Annotated in this window: 20 protein-coding genes; 13 read left to right on the top strand and 7 right to left on the bottom strand. The window is 61.5% G+C overall.

Going from position 1 to position 24168, the window contains the following annotated elements:
* Positions 1-215: 215 nt before the first annotated feature.
* From ACTG2T_RS02665 to nadK, 3 genes are all read right to left on the bottom strand, one after another.
* On the bottom strand, positions 216-1106 hold the full coding sequence (locus ACTG2T_RS02665) for a manganese-dependent inorganic pyrophosphatase (protein WP_042080331.1): 891 nt from the start codon (positions 1104-1106) through the stop codon (positions 216-218).
* A gap of 321 nt (positions 1107-1427) precedes the next feature.
* Entirely contained in the window at positions 1428-3092 is a 1665-nt protein-coding gene (recN, locus tag ACTG2T_RS02660) for a DNA repair protein RecN (RefSeq protein WP_330124984.1), read from the bottom strand.
* Positions 3093-3322: 230 nt separating this feature from the next.
* Complete coding sequence (gene nadK / locus ACTG2T_RS02655; protein WP_005338038.1) at positions 3323-4207, bottom strand: NAD(+) kinase; 885 nt, start codon at positions 4205-4207, stop codon at positions 3323-3325.
* Positions 4208-4498: 291 nt separating this feature from the next.
* Between nadK and grpE the strand changes: the two genes are divergently transcribed.
* The 8 genes from grpE (at position 4499) to ACTG2T_RS02615 (ending at position 15274) form a co-directional block, all read left to right on the top strand.
* Positions 4499-5074, top strand: coding sequence for a nucleotide exchange factor GrpE (grpE, locus tag ACTG2T_RS02650; RefSeq protein WP_005338036.1), 576 nt, complete (start codon positions 4499-4501; stop codon positions 5072-5074).
* A gap of 299 nt (positions 5075-5373) precedes the next feature.
* Positions 5374-7302: a molecular chaperone DnaK gene (dnaK, locus tag ACTG2T_RS02645; protein WP_005338034.1), complete on the top strand. Its 1929-nt coding sequence runs from the start codon at positions 5374-5376 to the stop codon at positions 7300-7302.
* Between the two features lie 101 nt (positions 7303-7403).
* Positions 7404-8546, top strand: coding sequence for a molecular chaperone DnaJ (gene dnaJ, locus ACTG2T_RS02640; protein ID WP_005338032.1), 1143 nt, complete (start codon positions 7404-7406; stop codon positions 8544-8546).
* Positions 8547-8810: 264 nt separating this feature from the next.
* Entirely contained in the window at positions 8811-10301 is a 1491-nt protein-coding gene (locus tag ACTG2T_RS02635) for a carbohydrate porin (protein ID WP_330124983.1), read from the top strand.
* A gap of 115 nt (positions 10302-10416) precedes the next feature.
* Complete coding sequence (locus ACTG2T_RS02630) at positions 10417-11373, top strand: aminoimidazole riboside kinase (protein ID WP_330124982.1); 957 nt, start codon at positions 10417-10419, stop codon at positions 11371-11373.
* 83 nt (positions 11374-11456) lie between these two features.
* Positions 11457-12821: a sucrose-specific PTS transporter subunit IIBC gene (locus tag ACTG2T_RS02625; protein ID WP_330124981.1), complete on the top strand. Its 1365-nt coding sequence runs from the start codon at positions 11457-11459 to the stop codon at positions 12819-12821.
* Positions 12821-14236, top strand: coding sequence for a glycoside hydrolase family 32 protein (locus tag ACTG2T_RS02620; RefSeq protein WP_330124980.1), 1416 nt, complete (start codon positions 12821-12823; stop codon positions 14234-14236). The genes ACTG2T_RS02625 and ACTG2T_RS02620 overlap by 1 nt, the downstream gene beginning before the upstream one ends.
* Positions 14237-14263: 27 nt before the next feature.
* Complete coding sequence (locus tag ACTG2T_RS02615; protein ID WP_330124979.1) at positions 14264-15274, top strand: substrate-binding domain-containing protein; 1011 nt, start codon at positions 14264-14266, stop codon at positions 15272-15274.
* A gap of 91 nt (positions 15275-15365) precedes the next feature.
* Here the strand turns inward: ACTG2T_RS02615 and ACTG2T_RS02610 are convergent, their stop codons facing one another.
* From ACTG2T_RS02610 to ACTG2T_RS02595, 4 genes are all read right to left on the bottom strand, one after another.
* Positions 15366-16094 carry an MgtC/SapB family protein gene (locus tag ACTG2T_RS02610; protein ID WP_123173429.1) on the bottom strand — a complete coding sequence of 243 codons (729 nt, stop codon included), beginning with the start codon at positions 16092-16094 and terminating at the stop codon, positions 15366-15368.
* Between the two features lie 218 nt (positions 16095-16312).
* Positions 16313-16717 carry a hypothetical protein gene (locus ACTG2T_RS02605; RefSeq protein WP_330124978.1) on the bottom strand — a complete coding sequence of 135 codons (405 nt, stop codon included), beginning with the start codon at positions 16715-16717 and terminating at the stop codon, positions 16313-16315.
* A gap of 379 nt (positions 16718-17096) precedes the next feature.
* Positions 17097-18368: an NAD(P)/FAD-dependent oxidoreductase gene (locus ACTG2T_RS02600; protein ID WP_005338013.1), complete on the bottom strand. Its 1272-nt coding sequence runs from the start codon at positions 18366-18368 to the stop codon at positions 17097-17099.
* 55 nt (positions 18369-18423) lie between these two features.
* On the bottom strand, positions 18424-18609 hold the full coding sequence (locus ACTG2T_RS02595) for a YgaP family membrane protein (RefSeq protein ID WP_005344304.1): 186 nt from the start codon (positions 18607-18609) through the stop codon (positions 18424-18426).
* A gap of 88 nt (positions 18610-18697) precedes the next feature.
* Between ACTG2T_RS02595 and ACTG2T_RS02590 the strand changes: the two genes are divergently transcribed.
* From ACTG2T_RS02590 to ACTG2T_RS02570, 5 genes are read left to right on the top strand one after another with little or no spacing between them, the layout of a single operon-like run.
* A complete protein-coding gene (locus ACTG2T_RS02590) occupies positions 18698-19012 on the top strand; it encodes an ArsR/SmtB family transcription factor (protein WP_005338008.1) in 315 nt (104 codons plus the stop codon).
* Positions 19012-19425, top strand: a complete 414-nt coding sequence (locus ACTG2T_RS02585) for a YeeE/YedE family protein (protein WP_191966381.1) — start codon at positions 19012-19014, stop codon at positions 19423-19425. Before ACTG2T_RS02590 ends, ACTG2T_RS02585 begins: the two co-directional genes overlap by 1 nt.
* A gap of 13 nt (positions 19426-19438) precedes the next feature.
* Entirely contained in the window at positions 19439-19909 is a 471-nt protein-coding gene (locus tag ACTG2T_RS02580; protein ID WP_005338003.1) for a YeeE/YedE family protein, read from the top strand.
* A gap of 41 nt (positions 19910-19950) precedes the next feature.
* Positions 19951-20991, top strand: a complete 1041-nt coding sequence (locus ACTG2T_RS02575; RefSeq protein ID WP_330125024.1) for an efflux RND transporter periplasmic adaptor subunit — start codon at positions 19951-19953, stop codon at positions 20989-20991.
* Positions 20984-24160: an efflux RND transporter permease subunit gene (locus ACTG2T_RS02570; protein WP_330124977.1), complete on the top strand. Its 3177-nt coding sequence runs from the start codon at positions 20984-20986 to the stop codon at positions 24158-24160. Before ACTG2T_RS02575 ends, ACTG2T_RS02570 begins: the two co-directional genes overlap by 8 nt.
* The last annotated feature ends 8 nt before the right edge of the window (positions 24161-24168 follow it).

Here is a 24168-nt window from a genome sequence, read left to right as displayed (position 1 = left end):
GGCGATTATCCTGCAGCAAAGCCCTGATAAATAACAGCCGCAAATATGTAAGCAAAGTTATGGCGTTAACTGTCAATAAGCCGTGAAAAGAGTAAGCGAGAGACCGCAGTGGTGAGCAAGATGGTCAGCAAGAGGATAGGGAGTGCCGCTGGCGGTGGCAATGAAAAAGCCCTGCGCAGAGGCAGGGCTTTGGAATAGGTGATGGTGAGGGAGGATCAGGCCTTGGCCAGCAGATCCATCACCCAGGGCAGACCCTGCTTCTTGCGGCTGACAAAGCCCGGGTGGTAGCTGGACTCTGCCGGTACTTTGGCGTGCTCGGTAAAGTAGATGCGGCTGGCTGCGGCCGTCAGGTCAGTCACCATCAACACGAAGAAGTCGAGCCCTTCGCTCGCCACGCGCTGGGCCATCTCCTGCTGCAGGGCTGGCAGGTGCTCGGCCAGCTGCTGTTCGCTGCCCACTTCGATCTGGCTCATGATGAAGCTGCAACCTTCCGCCTGGAACGCTTTCTCATCCTGCTGCAGCAGTTGAGCCGGAGTCAGGCCGCTCAGGTCGGTTTTCGCCATCAGCAACTGTTGGCCGAATTCGGCCAGCGATACTTCTGCCAGCGGTGCCAGACGCTCACAAGCGATCTTGTCCTGCTCGGTGGTGGTCGGCGAGGTGAGACAGAGGGTGTCGCTCATGATGGCGCCCAGCATCAGGCGAGCCTGGCTGCGGGTCACAGTGCCTTGCTGGCTCAGCAGATCGAAGGCGATGGTGCAGGTGCAGCCGACGGCACGGATCCAGGCATCCAGCGGAGACTGGGTGACCAGAGTGCCGAGACGGTGGTGATCCACCAGACCCAATACATTGGCTTGTGCCAGTGTGGCAGGGCCCTGTTCCAGATCACTGAAATCCACCAGCCAGACATCTTCACCGGTCAGATCTTTGGTCAGCAACTCGGGTTCGCTGACGCCAGCCTGCTCCAGAATAAAACGGGTTTCGGTGCGCAGGTCACCCAGACGCCATGGGGTGGCCTGACGGCCCTGGCCATTGAGCCAGTCGGTGATAACCAGCGCACTGCAGATACTGTCGCTATCAGGATTCTTGTGACCAAAAACGTGGATCATAGACAAAGCCTCACAATTGGATACCCATAAAGGGGGGCAACACTATGCGAAATCCGCCACATGAAGGCAACCGGATCCACGCCCATGTTGCTGCCAGCTTCGCCTAACTCGCCATTTTATTGATCTGGGTCGGTAATCCTGACGCGAGTTCGGTGCTCACAGTTGGCTATTGGCTATTGGCTATTGGCTATTGGCTATTGGCTATTGGTTATTGGCTATTGTGGACTGCGCAGGCAATGGCGCCCGCCTGTGCCAGCGCAGTCAGCATATTTGGTCAGCGCTATCAGACGCTATCGCTGCAAATCGGCTTTATTGCCAGATTCAACGACGCAGCAGCTCGCGGGCGTTGGCCAGGGTGTTGTCGGTGATCTGGTCGCCACCAAGCAGCCGTGCCAGCTCATTGAGGCGGGCATTCTGGTCGAGTGCATCCATCCGGGTTTCGGTGGTTTTGCCATCGGTATGCTTGCTCACCACCATATGCTGGTGGCCGTTGCCTGCCACCTGAGGCAAGTGAGTGACCACCATCACCTGAGTGGACTCGCCGAGCTGGCGCAGCAGGCGACCCACCACGGCGGCAGTCGGGCCGCTGATCCCCACATCCACTTCGTCGAAAATCAGGGTCGGGGTTGAGACCTTGCGGGCGCTGATCACCACGATGGCGAGGCTGATACGGGACAGTTCACCGCCTGAGGCCACCTTGCCAAGCGGCTGGATCGGTTGGCCAGGGTTGGTGGTGACCATAAATTCCACCCGATCTATACCCAGCGGAGAGAGGCTGCTCTGGGCATCGGGGCGCACTTCGATGGCAAAGCGACCATCGGGCATCGCCAGTTCGTGCATGCTGCTGGTCACTTTAGCGCCCAGCTCCTGGGCGTAACGCTGACGGCTCTGGCTCAGGGCCTCGGCGGACTGCACAAACGCCTGACGGGCCTCGGCCAGCTCATCTTCCATCCCCTCTAACCGCTCTTCGTCAGAGTTGAGGCGAGCGAGATCAGAGGCCAGCTCCTGATGGTACTGAGCCAGATCGGCCGGTTTGACATGGTGCTTGCGGGCCAGATTGATCGCCTTGGAGAGGCGGGCCTCCAGCTCGTTAAAACGCTCGGGATCCAGCTCCAGCCGATCGAGGTAGCTGCGCAGTTCGCTGTGGCTCTCCTGCACCCCGATCAGCGCTTCGTTCAGCATCTCCAGTACCGGAGTGAGGCGGCTGTCCATGCTGACCAGCCCCTCGGCCCGATCGACGGCCGATTGCAGCAGCCCTGCGATAGTGGTCTCTTCGTTGTCATAGAGCAGATCGAGGCAAGCCCCGCACTCTTGCATCAGTTCTGTGCCGTTGGCCAGACGCTGGTGCTCCTCCTCTATCTCTTCGAACTCCCCCGGCTGCAGGGCAAATTCGTCAAGCTCCTGCACCTGATACTCGATAAGCTGGCGGCGGGCCTCCCGCTGCTGCTGCTCGGCCTTGAGCCGGTTCAGCTCGTTTTGCAGTTGGCGCCACTGCTGATAGTGCTGGCGCACCTCGTCGAGCAGCAGATGGTGACCGGCATAACCGTCGAGCAGAGTGAGCTGGTAGTCGGGTTTGAGCAGCATTTGGTGGGCATGCTGACCGTGTACGTTGACCAGCAGTTGGCCCAGATTCTTGAGCTGGGTAAGAGGGACAGGCACGCCGTTGATATAGCTGCGTGAGCGCCCCTCGGCGGAGATGACTCGCCGGACGATACACTCACCTTCGTTTTCCAGCTCGTTGGTGGCGAGCCAGGCGCGGGCGGCCGGGTTGTTGTCGAGCAGGAAGCGGGCGCTGACCTCGCTTTTGTCGCTATCGGGTCGCACCATGCCGGCTTCGGCCCGCTCTCCGAGACAGAGACCGAGAGCATCGATGGCGATGGATTTACCGGCACCGGTCTCACCTGTGATACAGGTCATGCCCGGTTGCAGATCGAGTTCGAGAAACTTGACGATAGCGAAGTTGTTGACGGTCAGCTGGGTCAGCATGGTCTCATCCTGTATAGGTCAACATTACTGTGTATGCATCCAGTATATACTGGTCTTATATACAGTAAAGAGGGCACCGTCATTTTTAACAAAGGAAAGCCGCGCCAGTGCGGTATGGCTATGAAAATGCGGTACTGATATGAGAGTGCGGGGGACGTTGCCACGACAGAAATGAGAAAGGCGCCAATTCAGGCGCCCTCTCTGGCAATGCCGTTGTCGGTCAGCGCCGATTAAAACAGCTTGCTGCCCCAGCCGAGCTTGTTGCGCAGCACGTGGAAGTAGCTGTAGTCGAGGGGATGCACCAGATGAAGCTGGTGGTGGCTCTTCTTGATCAGGATCTCGTCCCCCGGGTGGACCGCCAGTGTCACCTGGCCATCACAGCTGACCTGCATGGCATCGTCCTGATTATCCGGCGAGACCAGCAGCCGTACTTCGCTGTCGGCATCGAGTACGATGGGGCGACTGCTGAGGGTATGCGGGAACATGGGCACCAGCGTGATGGCGTTGAGCTTGGGAGTGAGGATGGCGCCACCTGCCGACAGGGAGTACGCGGTCGAGCCGGTCGGGGTGGCCACTATGATGCCGTCCGAACGCTGGCTATACATAAAGCTGCCATCGATATAGACCTCGAACTCGATCATGTGGGCGATCTTGCCCGGGTGCAGCACTGCTTCATTCACCGCCAGATTGCTCGACTTGCGCTCGCCGTGGCGATAGACCGAAGCCTCCAGCAGGAAGCGGTGTTCGCTCTTGTAGTGACCGGAAAGCACCTGCTCCAGTGGAAGCAGGTAATCCTGCGGCGAGAGGTCGGTCAGAAAGCCGAGGTTGCCCCGGTTCACCCCGATCACCGCCACATCGAAGCGCGACAGCACTCGCGCCGCCCCCAGCATGTTGCCGTCACCGCCGACCACGATGGCGAGATCGGCCTGCTGGCCCAGTTGCACCAGATCCATCACGTTTTCATCGAGGATGCTCAGGGTCTGGGCGACCCGGCTCTCCACCAGTACCCGAAAGCCGCGGGCGGTCAGGTATTGATGCAGGCCGGTCAGCGTCTGGTTGGCCCCCTCATGGTGGGGTTTGCCAATCAGGGCGATGGTTTTGAACGGAGAATCCATAGTCAGTCAGATCTGGGATGGGTATTGCGGGCCAGTATACAGTGCTTTGCTCCGCTTGTGACGCTCTCCCGTGTGACGGGGCCGGCTATCCCCTTGAGGCTAATGGTTAAACGGTGAGCGGTAACCCGGATAAACCGACGGTTGCGGCTATTCAGCAACCCAGATTGCCCTTTACCCCTTGAAAGCCGGGGATGCATCCCCATAATAGCGCCAACATAGTCGGTCTGTTGTCGTCCGGTCGCTCAACCAGACGTCAGGGCCCTCATAAGTAACCCCGGAATTGGAGATGTCATGAACCACGAAGAGCAAAAGGTTGAAGCGATGGAGCAAGTGGAAGCCCAGCCAGTCGAGCCGACCGATGTAGACAGTGAAGTGACAGCCGAGCAGGCCCGCATTGCCGAACTGGAAGCGCAGCTGGAAACCGCCATCCAAAAAGCGGCGGAAGAGCGTGAACGCGCCCTGCGTACCGCCGCCGAGATGGAGAACCTGCGCCGTCGTACCGAGCTGGATGTGGAGAAGGCGCACAAATTCGCTCTGGAGAAGTTCGCCAATGAACTGCTGCCGGTGCTGGACAACCTTGAGCGTGCCATCGAACTGGCCGACAAGGAGAACGAAGCCCTCAAGCCGATGATCGAAGGTGTCGAGCTGACCCTGAAATCCATGCAGAGCGGCGTGGCCAAGTTTGGTCTGGTGGCGCTTGACCCGATCAACCAGCCGTTTGACCCCAACGCCCATCAGGCGATGAGCATGGTGCCGAGTGCCGATGTGGCCCCGAACACCGTCATTGCAGTGATGCAGAAGGGCTATGACCTCAACGGTCGGGTGATCCGTCCGGCCATGGTGATGATCGCCAAAGCGGTCGACTGATTGGCTGTGGGTGCCCGAGCCCGCCCCGTGGCGGGCTTTTTGTTTCGCAGTGCAGCACCTGTTCATCTTGCCCGGTTTTACGGCTCAACGTGACCGCGCAACCATGACAAAGGGTGTGGTTTTTTAGGGTTGGGGCTTGAAGCTGCGTCTGGCGACCCCATATTAGGTAGCAAGGCCGCGGCGGCACAAAAAATTTGATGCCGGGAGCTTGAAAGCCAGATTGGCAGCCCCCACCTAGCCGTTAACGCATTAAGGCGAGTTCCTCGCCAGTTTATTCAAAGTATTTGGAGATTCGTCAAATGGGTAAAATCATCGGTATTGACCTGGGTACTACCAACTCCTGCGTCGCTATTCTGGATGGCGACACTGCTCGCGTGATCGAGAACGCAGAAGGCGATCGTACTACTCCGTCCATCATTGCCTATGCCGATGATGGCGAGATCCTGGTTGGTCAGCCGGCCAAGCGTCAGGCCATCACCAACCCGAAAAACACCCTGTTCGCCATCAAGCGTCTGATCGGTCGTCGTTTTGAAGATGAAGAAGTGCAGCGTGACCTGAAAATCATGCCGTACGCCATCGCCAAAGCTGACAACGGCGACGCCTGGGTTGAAGTGAAGGGCAAGAAAATGGCACCGCCGCAGATCTCTGCCGAAGTGCTGAAAAAGATGAAAAAGACCGCCGAAGACTATCTGGGTGAGCCGGTAACCGAAGCCGTTATCACTGTTCCGGCCTACTTCAACGACGCCCAGCGTCAGGCTACCAAGGATGCCGGTCGCATCGCCGGTCTGGATGTAAAACGCATCATCAACGAACCGACTGCTGCTGCATTCGCTTACGGCGTGAACAAGGTCAAGGGCGAGCGCAAGGTTGCCGTATATGACCTGGGTGGCGGTACTTTCGATATCTCCATCATCGAGATCGACGAAGTTGAAGGCGAAACCACCTTCGAAGTACTGGCGACCAACGGTAACACCCACCTGGGTGGTGAAGACTTCGACAACCGCGTCATCAACTATCTGGTAGACGAGTTCAAGCGTGAGCAGGGCATCGACCTGCGCAACGACCAGCTGGCTCTGCAGCGTCTGAAAGATGCCGCCGAGAAAGCCAAGATCGAGCTCTCTTCTGCCCAGCAGACCGACGTCAACCTGCCGTACATCACTGCAGATGCCACCGGTCCGAAGCACATGAACATCAAGGTGACCCGCGCCAAGCTGGAATCCTTGGTAGAAGACATGGTGAAGGACTCTCTGGAGCCGGTTCGTGTCGCCCTGAAAGACTCCGGTCTGGCAGTTGGCGAGATCGACGACGTGATTCTGGTTGGTGGTCAGACCCGTATGCCGCTGGTTCAGAAGACTGTTGCCGAGTTCTTTGGCAAAGAGCCGCGTAAAGACGTCAACCCGGACGAAGCCGTGGCCATGGGTGCTGCCATCCAGGGCGCCGTACTGTCCGGTGACAAGACCGACGTACTGCTGCTGGACGTTACCCCGCTCTCCCTGGGTATCGAAACCATGGGCAGCGTGATGACTGCGCTGATCGAGAAGAACACCACCATTCCGACCAAGAAGTCCCAGGTGTTCTCCACTGCCGAAGACAACCAGTCTGCCGTGACCATTCACGTGCTGCAAGGTGAGCGCAAGCGCGCCAGCGACAACAAGTCTCTGGGCCAGTTCAACCTGGAAGGCATCCGTCCGGCACCGCGCGGTCTGCCGCAGATCGAAGTGACCTTCGACATCGATGCCAACGGTATCCTGCACGTCTCTGCGAAAGACAAAGAGACCAACAAAGAGCAGAAGATCACCATCCAGGCCTCCTCTGGTCTGTCTGATGACGAGATCGAGCGCATGGTACGTGAAGCCGAAGCCAACGCGGCCGAGGACAAGAAGTTTGAAGAGCTGGTACAGGCTCGCAACCAGGCTGATGGTCTGGTCCACTCCGTACGCAAGCAGATCACCGAAGCCGGTGAAGCCCTGCCTGCCGACGACAAGACCAAGATCGAAGCTGCTCTGAGCGAGCTGGAAGCGGCCATCAAGGGTGACGACAAGGCTGCTATCGAAGCCAAACAGCAGGCTCTGCTGGAAGCGTCCCAGAAGCTGATGGAAATTGCCCAGCAGCAGGCTCAGGCCCAGGGTGCAGCCGGTGCTGATGCCGGTCAGTCCTCCTCTTCTGCCAAGGCTGACGACGACGTAGTCGACGCCGAGTTCGAAGAAGTGAAAGACGACAAGAAGTAAGCCCTACCCAGATGGGCGGAGTCCGCTTCGCCCATCGGCTTGGTCAATGAATTCACGGGCGTTGGGTAACCAACGCCCGTCTGCGTAACCACAGGATGAGTATGTCGAAGCGCGATTTCTACGAAGTACTGGGTGTGGCGAAAGATGCCGACGATCGCGAGATCAAGAAGGCGTACAAGCGCCTGGCCATGAAGTATCACCCGGATCGTAATCAGGGTGATGCCGCATCCGAAGAGAAGTTCAAAGAGGTCAAGGAAGCCTACGAGGTCCTGACCGATGCCAACCTGCGTGCCCGTTACGACCAGTACGGCCATGCCGGTGTCGACCCGAGCCAGGGTGGCGGTGGCCACGGTGGCTTTGGCGGCGGTGCCGACTTCGCCGACATGTTTGGTGACGTATTCGGTGACATCTTCGGCGGTGGCCGTGGTGGTGCCCGTCGTGGCCCGGCCCGTGGCTCCGACCTGCGTTACACCATGGAGCTGACGCTGGAAGAGGCGGTGCGCGGGGTCTCCAAGGAGATCAAGGTGCCGACTCTGGTTCACTGCGAAGTCTGTAACGGCTCCGGTGCCCACACCGGCAGCAGTGCCCAGACCTGCCCGACCTGCCACGGCTCCGGCCAGGTGCAGATGCGTCAGGGCTTCTTCGCGGTGCAGCAGGCATGTCCGCACTGTCACGGTCGCGGCAAGATCATCAAGGATCCATGCCGCAAGTGTCACGGTGAAGGTCGCTACCAGCGCACCAAGACCCTGTCGGTGAAAATTCCGGCGGGTGTCGATACCGGCGATCGCATCCGTCTCTCCGGCGAAGGGGAAGCGGGTGAGGCAGGGGCTCCGGCAGGGGATCTCTACGTACAGGTGCACGTCAAAGAGCACGAGATCTTCGTGCGTGACGGCAACAACCTCTACTGCGAAGTGCCCATCAGCTTCACCGCAGCCGCCCTCGGTGGCGAGATTGAAGTGCCGACCCTGGATGGCCGCGTCAAGCTCAAGGTCACTCCGGAGACCCAGACCGGCAAGATGTTCCGCATGCGCGGCAAGGGCGTGAAGTCCGTGCGCTCCGGTCAGGTAGGGGATCTGATGTGCAAGGTGGTGATCGAGACCCCGGTCAACCTCACCGAGCAGCAGAAAGAGCTGCTGCGCCAGCTGGACGAATCCTTCAGTGGCGCCGCTGCCAAGACCCACAAGCCGAAATCGGAAGGTTTCTTCGAAGGGGTGAAACGCTTCTTCGACGATCTAACCAGCTGATTTCAGCGACCCGAATAAACAGAGCCGGCCTTGTGCCGGCTCTTTTTTTGCCCGCCGTTTAGCCAGGATCCGCCCTATTGAGTGGATCCTGATGAGGGATCCTCCTCACAACTCCCGCCAATTCCTGCTGTACAAATGTTATCCCGCTCACACTGTTGCTGAAACGGTTTAGTTGCTGTATTGAGTTAGCTAAAGCGGTTTAGCTATGCTCTGGCTGTCGATAACAACAGCGCCCGTTCGGGCCACAGATGACAGGTGAGGAAGATGATGATGTTCAAGAGCAAGTTGGCGCTGGCGGTAGCGCTGGGATTGGGGATGATCAGCCCGCTGTGGGCGGCGGATGGCGGTATCGAGGCCCGTCTGGCGGCGCTGGAGGCGCGGGTACAGGCGGCTGAAGCGAGAGCCGAGGCGGCAGAGAGCCGTGCCAGTCAGGCGGAAGTGAAGGCGAGCGCGGCGAGCGAGCAGGCGCAGGTGGCCGACAGTCGCAGCCAGAAGGTGGATGAGAAGACCGCCGGCGCCCAGGGCTTCGAGTTTCATGGTTACGCTCGCTCGGGCCTGTTGGTAAACAGCAATGGCAACGGTGGGCGCGGCGGCCCCTACATCACGCCAGCCGGTTCGGTGGGCGGGGCCGTCGGTCGCCTTGGCAACGAGGATGACACCTACATGGAGGCCAACCTGCTGAAAACCCAGACCTTCGAGGATGGTAGCTGGGCCCGCTACAAGCTGATGCTGGCAGACGGGGTTGAGACCAGCAACGACTGGACCGCCAGCGATTCGAGCCTCAATACCCGTCAGGTGTTTGCCGAGATCGGCAATCTGGCGAGCTTCAACGGCCCCTTCAAGAATGCAGTATTGTGGGCGGGCAAGCGCTTTGATCGGGACAACTTTGACATCCACTGGCTCGACTCCGACGTGGTGTTCCTGGCCGGTACCGGCGGCGGCGTCTACGACGTGCAACTGGCCGACAGCTGGAAGGCCAACTTCTCTCTCTATGGCCGCGATTACGGTGACATCAGCGCCAGCGGTCTCTCCGATATCGAGAGCTACATCCTCACCATGAACAACCGCGTCGGCAACTGGCAGTGGATGGTGAACGGCCTCTCGGCCAAGGACAATGACGCCCGCATCAATGACAAGGGGACGGGCAGCGCGGCGGCGGACAAGGGGGCACACACCCTGTTTGCCTACCACGGCGAGAGCTTCTTTGGCATCAACCCAGGGTTTGCCAAGGCGGCGGTGTTGTATGGTCATGGGCTGGGGGCCGAGGTCAAGGGGCTGGGCTCTGACAGCGAGCTGCTGCCGGACGCCGATGCGGTGCGGGTCGCCGTGTTTGGCGCCACCGATCTCAACTCGCGCTGGCGTTTTGCCCCGGCCCTGCTGGCCGAGCAGAGTCAGGATCGCTACGTGAAAGGGGACGAGTACCGCTGGCTCATCTTCAATACCCGGGTGGCGCAGGTGCTGAGCCAGAACGTCGAGCTGGTCTACGAGGCGGCCTGGCAGTACATGGATCTCGACCCCAAGGGTTACAAGGGACGCCAGGCGGTGAACGGCAACTTCACCAAGCTCACCTTTGCCCCCACCTTCAAGGCGCAGACCGCCGGCTTCTTCGAGCGGCCTGAGCTTAGGGTGTTCGCCAGCTGGATGGACTGGTCCTCCGAGCTCGACAACTACGCCAGCGACGATGCCATGGGCCAGAGCAACTTCACCGCCGGTGGCGAGTGGAACTTTGGCGTGCAGATGGAAACCTGGTTCTAGTTCGTTATCCCGATCACAAAAATGGCAGCCGGTGCCGAGATCTGTTGGTTGGCTAAAACGGTTTAGCTGATAATGCCAGCCAACAGAACAGAGTTCGGGTTTGACCGTGGATCCGATGCAGCAGTGGAGTAGCAAGGTGACGAATCGTGTGTGGGTAATGGGGGATGCGGTGGTGGACTTGATCCCGGAAGGGGCATTGCACTACCTCAAGTGTTCGGGTGGTGCGCCCGCCAATGTGGCGGTTGGTGTGGCACGGCTGGGTGGCGATGCGGCCTTTATCGGCCGGGTTGGTGCTGACCCGTTCGGCCGCTTTATGGCCGACACCCTGAGCGGGGAGGGGGTGGATATCGGTGCGCTGCGGCTCGATCCAGACCATCGCACCTCTACCGTGCTGGTAGAACTGGATGACGAGGGGGAGCGCAGCTTCACCTTTATGGTGCGCCCCAGTGCCGACCAGTTCCTCACCCCGGATGAGTTGCCCCACTTAGATGCCGGTCAGTGGTTGCTGACCTGCTCCATCGCGCTCGCCAACGAGCCGGTACGCACCAGCTGCCTGCAGGCCATGGCGGACATCAAGGCGGCAGGCGGGCGGGTCTGCTTCGACCCCAACCTGCGCCCCGAGGTGTGGGGCAACCCCGCCGAGATGCTGCCGCTGGTGCGTCAGGCTATTGCGCAGGCGGATGTGGTCAAGCTCTCCATTGAGGAGCTGCAACTGCTGAGCGGCGAGGACGATCTGGTCGCTGGGCTTGCCACCCTCTCTGGCCCGGCGCTGGTGCTGGTGACCAGAGGGGCGGCCGGGGTGGTGGCTCGCCTTGATGGCGAGTTGCTGGAGTGGGTGGGGCAGAAAGTGACGCCCATCGACACCACGGGGGCGGGGGATGCCTTCGTCGCCGGTCTGCTGGCGGCGCTGGCCGGGCGGACCTCGCTGCCAACCATGGCCGAGCTACCCGCCATCCTGGCTCAGGCCCACGGCTGCGGGGCGCTCGCCACCACCGCCAAGGGGGCGATGACGGCGCTGCCGACCCGCTCCGAACTGGATGCCTTTTTGCGATCAGGCGCAAGCGGCTGTTGATCTGCGGCTAGAAGCCCGGTTCGACAGCCCCTACTCTCATGTGACTAGGGCCCGCCAGCGTGGCGGGTCATAAGAGGAAGAATATGAATATCAGTGCGATAGCCAAGGATCTGGTGCCCCTGCTCGGGGGCAAGGAGAATATCGTCAGCGCTGCCCACTGCGCCACCCGGCTGCGGTTGGTGCTGGCCGATGACAGCAAGGTAAACAAGGCCGCCATCGACAAGCTGGAGGGGGTCAAGGGGTGCTTTAGCAACGCGGGCCAAATTCAGGTGATCTTCGGCACCGGTCTGGTCAATAAGGTCTATGCGGAGTTTGTGGCGCTGACCGGTACCGGCACCGCCAGCAAGGCGGAACTGACTAACATGGCGGCGGCCAAGCTCAACGTGGCCCAGCGGTTGGCGCGAACCCTCTCCAACATCTTCGTGCCGATCATTCCGGCCATCGTCGCCTCGGGCTTGCTGATGGGGCTGCTCGGCATGGTGCGCACCTACGGTTGGGTCAATGCCGACAGCGCCCTGTTTGTGATGCTCGACATGTTCAGCTCGGCGGCCTTTATCATACTGCCGATCCTCATCGGCTTTACGGCGGCGCGGGAGTTTGGCGGCAATCCGTACCTCGGGGCGACCCTTGGCGGCATCCTCACCCACCCGGTGCTGACCAACGCCTGGGGCGTGGCCGGTGGCTTCAAGACCATGGACTTCTTTGGGCTCGATGTCGCCATGATCGGCTATCAGGGCACCGTCTTCCCGGTGCTGCTGGCGGTCTGGTTTATGTCCCATCTGGAGAAACAGCTGCGCAAGCGCATTCCGGATGCGCTGGATCTGATCCTCACGCCATTCCTCACCGTCATCATCACCGGTTTCGTGGCGCTGCTCTTTATCGGCCCGGCGGGTCGGGTGCTGGGGGATGGCATCTCGTTCGGTCTGAGCGCCCTCTATGAGCAGGCAGGCTGGCTGGCGGGGCTGGTATTTGGTGGCACTTACTCGCTTATCGTCATCACCGGCATCCATCACAGCTTCCACGCCATCGAGGCGGGGTTGTTGGCCAATCCGCAAATTGGCGTCAACTTCCTGCTGCCCATCTGGGCCATGGCCAACGTGGCACAGGGCGGGGCTTGCCTCGCGGTCTACTTCAAGACTCGCGACGTGAAGATCAAGGCCATTACCGTGCCGGCGGCTATGTCCTGCCTGCTGGGCATAACGGAAGCGGCGATCTTCGGGGTGAACCTGCGTTACATCAAACCCTTTCTCGCCGGTCTGTTTGGCGGGGCCTGCGGCGGCGCCTACGTGGTGGCGGCCAAGGTGGGGATGACGGCTGTGGGGCTGACCGGTATTCCCGGCATGGCCATCGTCCAGCCCATGAGCCTTGTTCACTACATCATCGGGCTGGTGATCGCCTTTGGCACCGCCTTCGCTGCTTCCTACCTGCTCAAGTACAAGGTGGAGTGATGAAGGAACGCGATCTTCTCAACCAGATTGTCCGGTCGCTGCTGGCCGGACAGCTCAAGGCGGCGGCCGATCCCCATCGGCCCCGCTGGCATCTGGCAGCCCCGGTGGGGCTGCTTAACGATCCCAACGGCTTTATCGAGCACGACGGGCGCTACCACCTCTTCTACCAGTGGAATCCGCTTGGCTGCGAGCACCGCAACAAGGGCTGGGGCCATGTCACCTCCACCGATCTGTTGCATTGGCACCACGAGCCGATGGCGCTGTTGCCCACCGAAGCCTATGAGAGCCACGGCTGCTATTCGGGCTCTGCGGTGAGCGACGAGCAGGGGCGCCTGACTCTTATCTACACCGGCAATGTCAAATACCCGGATGGCAGTCGTACCGCTTATCAGTGTCTGGCCCGCGCCGACGGTGAGGCCGGTTTTGCCAAGCTGGGGCCTGTGCTGGATCTGCCCGCAGGCTACAGCGGCCATGTGCGCGATCCCAAGGTGTGGCACGACGGCCAGCAGTGGCTGATGGTGCTGGGGGCTCGCACTCTGGATGACAAGGGGGAAGTGCTGCTCTATCGCGGCGACACCCTGCAAAGCTGGCAGCGGGTGGGCCCCATCGCCGGTAGCGGGCGAGGGGGGCTGGGTGAGTTTGGCTATATGTGGGAGTGCCCGGATCTCTTCCCGCTGGGGGAGCGCCATGTGCTGATCAGCTGCCCGCAGGGGATTGCCCCGGCAGGCGAGGATTATCGCAACCTCTACCAGTGCGGTTGGCTGGTGGGCAACTTCGACGGCGAGCGCTTCGAGCACGGGGCTTTCCACGAGCTGGACCGGGGCTTCGAGTTCTATGCGCCGCAAACCACCCGAGACAGTCAGGGGCGCCGCCTCTTGTTTGGCTGGCTGGGGCAGCCGGAGGAGAACGAGATGAGCCAGCCCACTGTCGCTCACGGCTGGATCCACCAGATGAGCTGCCCGCGGGAGCTGTTCTGGCAGGATGAGTGGCTCTGCCAGCGGCCGGTGGCGGAGCTGGCGGCATTGAAGGGAGAGCTGACCCGCTTCGAGGGGACGCTTGGCGAGTTTCCGGGGTTGGCCATCGACTCGGCCTGGCTCGATCTGGATCTCTGCGGTGAGGGGAGTCTCTGGTTCGGCGCCGTGGCCGAGCTGGTGTGGCAGCCGGGGCGCATCACCTTGCGGCGCCAGAACTGGCAGAGCGGGGCGTGGGAGACCCGCAGCAGCCCATGGGCTGGCGGGCGGATCTCTGTGCTGTGCGATCGCTCCAGTCTGGAGTGTTTCATCGATGAGGGGCGACACTGCCTGTCGGCGCGCTACTTCCCCGGGGAGAAGCCGCAACTTTCATCAGGTAACGGCGATGATGGCTGCAAAATTTGCCTCAATCACTGGCCGCTGTCGGCGTGCCTAGTACAATAGCCCGGTTCTAGTCAGCCGGGAGGCCAGGTGGAGAAGAAGAAACGGATCACGATTGCCCAGATCGCCGAACTGGCGGGGGTGTCCAAGGCGACCGCCAGTCTGGTGCTCAACGGGAAGAGTGCGGAGTACCGGATTGCCGACGATACCCGCAAGCGCATTCAGGCGGTGGCGGAGGAGTGTCACTACCTGCCGAGCTTTCACGCCCGCTCCCTGCGCGAGACCCGCAGCTACACCTGGGGGCTGGTGATCCCCGATCTCACCAACTTTGGTTTTGCCCGCATCGCCCGCGCCCTCGAGGCCCACTGCCGGGAGGCGGGCATCCAGCTGCTGATCGCCTGTTCCGAGGATGATCCCGCTCTCGAGCAGCGGGTGGTGGACAACCTCATCAGCCGTCAGGTGGATGGGCTGATTGTCGCCTCCAGCGGCCACAGCGATGACATCTATGCCCGCATTCACGACCGCTTGCCGGTGGTGCAGCTCGACCGCCATATCGGCGAGTCGCGCCTGCCCATGGTGATCTCCGATGCCTGCAAGGCCACCGCCGAGCTGGTGCGGGACATGACCAGCGAGTGCGGCGAGGAGATCTACTACTTCGGCGGTTTGCTGGATCTCTCCCCCAGTCGTCACCGGCTGGCGGGCTATGAGCTGGGGCTTCATCGCGCCGGTTTTGAAGCCGATGCCGCCCGGGTGCGCCATCGCGACTACCAGCCGAGCTCCGGTTATCAGCTGATGGCCGAGCTGGTGGCCGAGCTGGGATCCCCCCCCAAGGGGCTCTTTACCGCCTCCTTTACCCTGCTGGAAGGGGTACTGCGCTACCTTAACGAGGCGGGGCTGATGGAGACGGGCATGCGCCTGTGCACCTTCGATGATCACGACCTGCTCGACTGCATTCCCATGCGCATCGACTCGGTGGCGCAGGATTGTCCGGCGCTGGCCCACGCCGCTTTCGAGCTGATGCAGCAACTGATAGCGGGCAATCCCCCGGCGCAGACCGCCCAGGTGATCACCCCCAGGGTGCGCTGGCGCAGTCGCCGCTAGCCACTCTTCGCCCATCTCATATGAGAAAGCCCCGCCATGGCTGGCGGGGCTTTTTGCTGCGGGCGGATGGCTCGTTCCTCTGACCAACGGCTCAGTCGGTGGTACTGGTGCGCCAGAACACCTGCTTGATATGGGGGTGGATGCCGAGTTTCACCATCAGGGCATCCAGCTCGTCGCCATCGATGGAGGTAGCCAGCAACACTGCCGAGATCTCCAGATCTCCCGCGCCAAACGGCTCGATGTCGAGCTCGCTCAGGGGGTAGTTGGCCTGCTCCAGCATCTCCTCGAGCCAGTGCAGCACCTCTTTTTGATGCTCGCGCTGGGTCAGGGCTGTCACCTTGTAGGTCACTTCGGTGTCGGTATTGTCCACCGGACGGCGGTTGATCTGGTTGACCAGCGGTCGCAGCAGGGTGTTGGCGGCGAGCACGAACAGGGCGCCCAGAATTGCCTCCATGGCCAGCCCTGCGCCACAGGCGGCGCCGACCGCAGCTACACCCCAGAGAGTGGCGGCGGTGTTGATGCCGCGGATATTGCCCGATTCGCGCATGATGACGCCGGCACCGAGAAAGCCGATGCCGGAGACGATATAGGCCACAACATGGACCACGTTGTAGTTGCCGCCGTGCAGGTCATAGATACGCTGGGCCAGACTGACGAACAGGGCGGCCCCCACGGCGACCAGCACGTTGGTGCGAAGGCCCGCGGTACGTTGGCGGTACTGACGCTCCAGCCCGACCAGACTGCCGAGCACAAAGGCGAGCAGCAGGCTGGCCAGGGTGTCGAGCAGGGAGATCATGTCAATTTGTTGCCACATCTTCATGGCGTACTCCTTCTGATAAGTGCTGGCTTGGTGCAATCCACGATGAAACGCCGGGAGGCGGATGGATCAGGGGATGATTGCGCGGATGGCCAGCAGACAAACAAAACGCGGCGTCCCGGGGCGCGGGCATCATCAGATGCCCTGACGCTCGGAGAGGACGCAACAAGGGGGGGCCAGCGTGGCTGGCCCCCTGCACAGTGGTTAACGCAGGTGTGCGGTCAGTTGAGATCGGGATCGCAGTCGATGCGTGGGCGCAGTTGCCAGCGCACCGGATGTGCTACTCCGACCTGATGAACGAACTGCACCAGATAGCGTCGCTGGGGCGGGGTGCACTGCAGGTTGAGCACCAGCTCTCGCCCGCCGCCGCGACCCGGCTTCATCGATTGCATCGGTTGCAGCCCGGCCGGTTGCAACGTGTGGTTCACCATATCCAGCACCAGCTCCATATCGGCGCGATCCTCACAGCGGATCTGCAGCCTATAGTGGTGCTGACGCTGTTTGCCGCCCAGCCAGCGTGGCAGCATGCCACGGCCGAGCCTGCTCAACAGGGGGTGAGCCCGGGTAGCAACAGAACCTGTTGCGACCGCGCGATCCGCAGCCGGTTTGATTGAGATAAAACGCATAGCAGCCTCCTTGTGGGAAGCAGAAACTATGCAGGCATGGCGACCGTGGCGGTTGGCCACAGGTCACCAGACGTCAAGTGTAAAAAGGGAGAAGAGGGGAGTGGATTTCCGCTTCTCGCAGGGTTGCGAGTTGCGGCAGAGAAAGACCTGCGGCTAGCTCGCGACCTTGGTACCGACGATGAGGGTCGGTCTACAACTGTCACTTGATGAGTTGCCCACTGATGGTCTCCGCTATTGATAAGAGGCTCGAATGATAGCCGAGGCGGCAGGCAGGGTAAACCCCGCGCCGCCCGCAGCAACATCTTGAAACATAATCGAAAGCCCATTTTGCCGCGCAGGGCCGCCAAAAGCAGACCCGGCGAGGGCCGGGTCTGCGGGGTCATTCGGTCTTGTCGATGCCGAGGTATTTGAGCATCAGTTTTTCGTAGATGGGCTCGGTATCCCCCACCTGCATCTTGTGCAGAAAGTACTTCTCGAAGGCGATCTTGGCCAGATGGACCCACTTTCCTTTCTTGAACCAGGCGACGTTGCGCGGCGGGATCTGCGGCATGGCGACGAAGGCGGCGCCGGTGTCCCCCATGTCTGCCAGACAGATGGCATTCCACACTGCCTTGGTCACCGGCGGCTGGCCGCTGAGCTCCGCCTTGATGTTGTGGCTCAGGGTGCGCACCATCGCCTCAATCATATAGCCGGTCTTGGGCACCCCGGTTGGTACCGGCGTCTTGTGCGGCGGGGCAATGGCGATGCAGACCCCGGCGGCGTAAATCTGCGGGAAGGCGGGATTACGCTGGTGTTCGTCGACGATGACAAAGCCGCGGGGATTGACCAGCCCCTCGATGCCTCGCAGCGGCGCAATGCCGACAAAAGCGGGCAGCATCATGGCGTGTTTGTAGGGCAGGGTGTGGGTGCGCTTGATGTTGCCCTCATCGTCCAGCTCCTCCACCGTCATCTGGCCATCTTGCGCCGCCACGGTGCGGGCATTGCAGATCCACTGCACGTCGCGCATTCGCAGTTCGCTCTCCAGCATCCCCTTGGAGTCGCCCACGCCGTTGAGACCCAGATGGCCGATGTAGGGCTCGCTGGTGACAAAGGTCATGGGCACATTTTTTCTCACCTTCTTGTCGCGCAGGTGGCGATCGAGGATGAACGCATACTCGTAGGCGGGGCCGAAGCAGGAGGCGCCCGGCATGGCGCCGACAATCACCGGGCCGGGCTCATCTACCAGGGCACTGACACTGTGGCGGCACTCTTCGGCGTGGGAGAGGGTACAGACGCTGGTGGTGCCACCGGATTCGGGGCCAGCCCCCGTCACCTCGTCAAAGGCGAGGGCCGGGCCGGTGCAGATTGCCAGAAAGTCGTAACGCAGGGTCTGGCCATCGGAGAGGGTGAGCTGCTGCGCTGCCGGTTGCAGCTCGGTCAGGGCGGCATGGATAAAGCGGATCCCCTTTTTCTTCACATGGGGTTCGATGGGGATCGAGGTCTCCTTGCGCTCCCGCCACTGGACGGCAATCCAGGGGTTGGAGGGGGTGAATTCAAAGTCCGGCTTGTCATTGATGAGGATCACCTCATGCTGCTTGCCCAGTTCGGCCTTGAGTTCGTAGGCGGCAGACATGCCCCCGAGACCCGCGCCGATGACGATTACCGTTGCCATGTTCAGCCTCCTGCGTTTATTACACGCTCGTATGAGCCTAGGTCATCCGACCCTGTTATTTAAATCCTATCCGTTTGAGGATCATCGCTGCCGGGCAGAAACCGGTGAATGCGCTCTGGATCAGGTTGACCCCGACAAAGGCACTCAACCAGACAAAGCCCGGATGAACCCAGGTGGTAAGGATAAGCGAGAGCAGCAACATGCAACCCGCGACGATTCTGACTCCGTTATCTACAGTCATGGTCTTTCTCCTTATCTACTTTAGATATTGCTAATTTAGTGTTGTTTTATACAATAGAACAAATATCAGCAATTGCTAATTTACTCTTATGAGCCAATTCGACGAGATGAACAGACATGCGACAGCCGCCGCCTCCCTGCTCAAGGCGTTGGCTCATCCCGAACGCCTGATGGTGCTCTGCCAGCTGGTGGAGGGGGAGAAGGGGGTCGGGGAGCTGCTGGCCCATAGCCAACTCGGGCAGTCAGCCTTCTCCCAGCAACTTTCGGTATTGAAGCGCTACGGCCTGATCCGTTCGCGCAAGGTCTCCCAGCAGATCTACTACTCGCTGGTGAGCGAGGCGGCCGCCGATGTGCTGGGAGCGCTGCAAACCCATTTTTGTCACTCGGAAAATAAGGAATCTTGATGATGGAAAGCCAATGGCTGCTCTCTTTGGGCGGTGGCATGCTGGCGGGGCTGTCGGCCCTGACCCTGATGTTGTTCAACGGTCGGGTGGCCGGCATCAGCGGCATTCTGGCCGGTGCGCTGCAACACCGTGCGCCCTGGCGGGTGCTGTTTCTGCTGGGGCTCGGGGCGGGCGCCTGGCTGGCGCTGACCCTGGGCTGGGCCAGTATGCCCGCATTCACCACCTTGCCCAGCTGGCCTGTAGTGTTGCTGGCAGGTCTGTTGGTCGGCATCGGTACCCGTCTTGGCAATGGCTGCACCAGCGGCCACGGCATCTGTGGCATGGGGCGGCTCTCCCTGCGCTCCATCGTCGCCACCCTCACCTTTATGGCGGCAGGCTTTATCACCGTCTTCATTACTCATCATCTGCTGTAAGGGGCTGATCGCCATGAAGTTGCTGACAAGTTTGTTTGCGGGTGTGTTGTTCGGACTGGGGATGGCCATCTCCGGCATGATGGATCCCGCCCGGGTCACCGGTTTTCTCGATCTGGCCGGGGCCTGGGATCCCAGCCTCGCCTTCGTGATGGGGGGCGCCCTGCTGGTCTTTATGCCGGGTTATTTTCTGCTGGTGAAACCCCGTCGCCAGAGTGTGCTGGGTGAGCCCATCGCCGCCGTACCGGCCCCTCGGCTGGAGCGCAGGCTGATCGGCGGGGCCGCGCTGTTTGGTATCGGCTGGGGATTGGTGGGCATCTGTCCTGGGCCTGCTCTGAGTCTCATTTCCAGCGGGCAGCCCATGATAATGTTGTTTATAGCGGCCATGGTGGCCGGGATCTTGCTGTTTGACAGAGGGCTGGCCAGGGTGCTGACCAAGGCGCCAGTTCGGGGAGTGGATAAGGTGCGCCAGTCCCATACCGCCTGATCCCGTGAAGTGACAGATTACGCCAGGGAAGGAGAGTAATGATGGAAAAGATCCGGTTGCTGGGGATCACCTTGTTGGTGATGACATCGCAGGCCATGACATCCCCCCGGGCCCTTGCCGCTGAAGGGGAGCCAGAGCCCCTGTTGACAGTGACGCCACAGCCGGTGACCGACTGGCTGACGCTGGATGGCACCGTCAGTGCCATCAATCAGGGGACGGTGGCTGCCCAGACCAGTGGCCGGGTTTCCCGCATGCTGGTGGATGTGAACGATCAGGTGCAGGCGGGACAGCCGCTGCTGGAGATCAGCGGCAAGGAGCAGTTTGCCGCCGTTTCCGGTGCCGAGGCGCGGCTGGCGCGGGCACAGGCCCAGCAAGTGGAAGCCGAGCGCCAGCTCGCCCGCTTTCAGGCGCTGATTGCCAAGGGGGTGATCACCCGGGCCCAGCTCGACAATGCCCAGGCGACAGATCGCGCCGCCCGCGCCGAGGTGAACGCTGCCGATGCGGCCCTCACTCAGGCCCGTGAGGCCTACGGTTATACCCGCATTCTGGCCCCTTACGCCGGAGTGGTGACCAAACGGCTGGTGGAGTTGGGGGAGACTGTCGCCCCCGGTACCCCGCTGCTCTCCGGCTTCTCTCTCGACACCTTGCGGGTGGAGGTGGAGTTGCCCCAATCCGCCCTGACGCTGGCTCGTGAGCCTGCGGATGTGCAGGTGCTGCTGCCGGATGGCAAGTCTGTTACCCCGGTCAAATTGACCCGCTTCAACTATGCCGACAGCCAGAGCCACGCCTTCAAGTTGCGCCTCGACTTGCCGCCGCAAACCGCCGGGGTATTGCCCGGCATGTGGCTCAAGGTGCAGCTCAAGCAGGGTGAACGTCAGGTGTTGCAGGTGCCGGATCGCGCCCTGCTGCGGCAAGGGGAGTTCAATGGCGTCTATCTGCAGCAGCCCGCTGGCTGGGCCCTGACGCCGGTGCGGGTCGGCCATTGTGTCGAGGGACAGTGCGAGATCCTGGCCGGGCTGCAAGCCGGTGACAAGTTGGCCCCCGATGCCTGGGCGCAGCAGCAGGAGGTGGCCCATGAGTAGCGAGCTGAACGGCAACAAGGAGAGGCTGGGGCCTGCCGGTCGGCTGGCTGCGCTGTTCCAAGGCTCGGCCATCACCCCGCTGCTGGCGCTGGTGGGGTTGCTGCTCGGTCTGTTTGCAGTGCTGGTGACCCCCAAGGAGGAGGAGCCGCAGATCGATGTCACCTTCGCCGATGTCTACATTCCCTTTCCGGGAGCCACTCCGGCTGAAGTGGCCTCTCTCGTTACCACCCCAGCCGAGCAGGCGGTCTCCCAGATAAAGGGCATTGATACCCTCTACTCTTTTTCCCAACCCGATGGCGCCCTGCTGGTGGTGGTGTTCAAGGTAGGGGTAAGCCGCGAGCAGGCCATCGTCGATCTCAACAACCAGCTCGACTCCAACCGCGACTGGTTGCCACAGGGGATCGGAGTTGGTCAGCCGCTGGTAAAACCCCGGGGGATCGATGATGTCCCCATCGTCAGTTTGACCTTATGGAGCAAAGATTGGAGCAAAGAGGGGAGCAAGCAACTTGGGGCCCCCGAGCTGACCCGGGTCGCCCATGAGCTGGAGACCGAACTCAAGCGCATTCCCGGTACCCGCGATATCTACACGCTGGGCAGCCAGAGCGCCGTGCTGCGGGTGATGCCGGATCCTGCGGCCCTCAGCGCCCACGGCATCAGCTGGGGCGATCTGAGCCAGCGACTGGCGGCCGCCAATCAGGTAGGCACCACACAGGCTATCGAGCAGAACAACAGTGAGATCAAGGTGCAGGTGGGGCAGTTCCTGCAAAGCGAGCAGGAGGCTAGAGAGCTGGTGGTGGGACTGCACGACGGCAAGCCGGTCTATCTGGGGGAGGTGGCCAGGGTCTCTCTGGGTCAGGAGACTCCGACCAAACGCAGTTGGATGGGGATGGGACAGGCCAGTTATCCGGCGGTGACGCTGGCCATCGGCAAGCAGCCCGGCCAGAACGCGGTCGAGGTGGCCAAGCGGGTGGAAGAACGGGTCGAGAGCCTCAAGAATCGACTCATCCCGGCTGGCGTCGAGGTGACGGTGACCCGTGACTACGGCGTCACCGCCGAGACCAAATCCAACACCCTCATCGGCAAGCTGATTTTTGCCACCACGGCGGTGGTGGTGCTGGTGCTGGTGAGCATGGGTTGGCGCGAGGCGCTGGTAGTTGGCGTTGCCATCGTCATCACCCTGGCGCTGACCCTGTTTGCCAGCTGGGCCTGGGGCTTTACCCTCAACCGGGTGTCGCTGTTTGCGCTGATCTTCTCCATCGGCATTCTGGTGGATGACGCCATTGTGGTGGTGGAGAACATCCACCGCCATCGCGGCTTGGGCAAGGGGGCGCTCAAGGATCTGATTCCGGGGGCGGTGGATGAGGTGGGGGGGCCGACCATACTGGCGACCCTGACCGTCATCGCGGCCTTGCTGCCGATGGCCTTTGTCAGTGGCCTGATGGGCCCCTACATGAGCCCCATCCCCATCAATGCCAGCATGGGGATGCTTATCTCCCTGCTGGTGGCCTTTATCTTCTCCCCCTGGCTGGCGAGCCATTTGCTCAAGGATTCGGTGCACGGTGCCCACGGCGAGGCCAAGGCGGGTCTTTTTCACCGGCTGATGACCCCTTTCCTGATCGGTGATGGCGCCAAGCGCGCCAGACGCAAGCTCTGGCTGGCGGTGTTGCTGCTGGTCGGGGCCGCCACCGCAATGCCGGTGGTGCAGTGGGTGGTGCTCAAGATGCTCCCCTTTGACAACAAGTCGGAATTTCAGCTGGTGCTCGATATGCCGGAGGGGGCGACCCTGGAGCAGACCGAGCGCACCCTGCTGGCGGTCGGGCGGGAGCTTGCCAAGGTGGAGGAGGTGAAGGATTACCAGATCTACGCCGGCACCGCCGCCCCCATCAATTTCAACGGGCTGGTGCGCCACTACTTTATCCGCAGCGGCGCCAACGTGGGGGATATTCAGGTCAATCTGGTGGACAAGCATGAGCGGGATCGCAGCAGTCACCAGATTGCCCAGTCGGTTCGGGAGCCGCTGCAGGCTATCGCCAGTGCGGCAGGGGGCAACCTCAAGGTGGTAGAGGTGCCCCCCGGCCCGCCGGTCTGGTCCCCCATCGTTGCCGAGATCTATGGCCCGACTCAGGCCGCCCGCGAAGCGGCCGCTCGCGCCGTACAGGCCCGTTTTGTGGCCACGGCGGATCTGGTGGATGTGGATATCTATCTGACCGACCCGCAGCCCAAGTGGCGGCTGGTGGTGGATCGCAGCAAGGCGGCCCTGCTCGGGGTCGATCTCGGGGATCTGGTGAACACCCTCAATGGCGGGGTGGGTTATCAGGATGCCAGCTGGCTGCAGGGGCATGGTGCCAAGTATCCGGTGCCGATCCGCATCGAACTGGCACCCGGTGACAAACGGGATCTGGCGGGCGTGCTGGCCCTCAAGGTGCGCAGCCAGAGTGGCCAGCTGGTGCGGGTCTCCGAGCTGGTGAGTCGCCGTGATGAGGTGGCCCCCACCTATATCATGCACAAGAACATGCAGCCCATGGTGATGGTGGTGGCCGACATGGGTGGCAATACCGACAGCCCGCTCTACGGCATGTTTGCCGCCGGTGCCGATATCGACCTGCCCCAATATTACGTGCAGCAGCCCGACAAGCTGGGGGAGGTGGCGCTGTTGTGGGACGGTGAGTGGAAGATCACCTACGAGACCTTCCGCGACATGGGTATCGCCTACGGAGTTGGGATGATCCTCATCTATCTGCTGGTGGTGGCCCAGTTCCGCTCCTATCTGGTGCCGCTCATCATCATGGCTCCCATTCCGCTCACCATCATAGGGGTGATGCCGGGCCACGCCCTGCTGGGGGCCCAGTTTACCGCCACCTCGATGATCGGGATGATCGCCCTGGCCGGGATCATCGTACGCAACAGCATCCTGCTGGTGGACTTTATCGAGCAGCAGCGCAGCGCCGGAGTGGCGTTCGAGCAGGCGGTGATCGAAGCGGCGCAGGTGCGGGCCAAACCCATTATGCTGACGGCGTTGGCGGCGATGATCGGAGCCCTGTTTATCCTCGATGATCCCATCTTCAACGGACTGGCCATCAGCCTGATTTTCGGGATCCTGGTCTCCACTTTGCTCACCCTGGTGGTGATACCCTTGCTCTATTATGCCCTGCTCTCCCGACGCTCATGACGGGAGTC

It is taken from the genome of Aeromonas sp. 75A (genome assembly GCF_051919425.1).
GTDB classification, from domain to species: domain Bacteria; phylum Pseudomonadota; class Gammaproteobacteria; order Enterobacterales; family Aeromonadaceae; genus Aeromonas; species Aeromonas veronii.
This window is presented reverse-complemented; position numbering and strand designations above follow the sequence as displayed.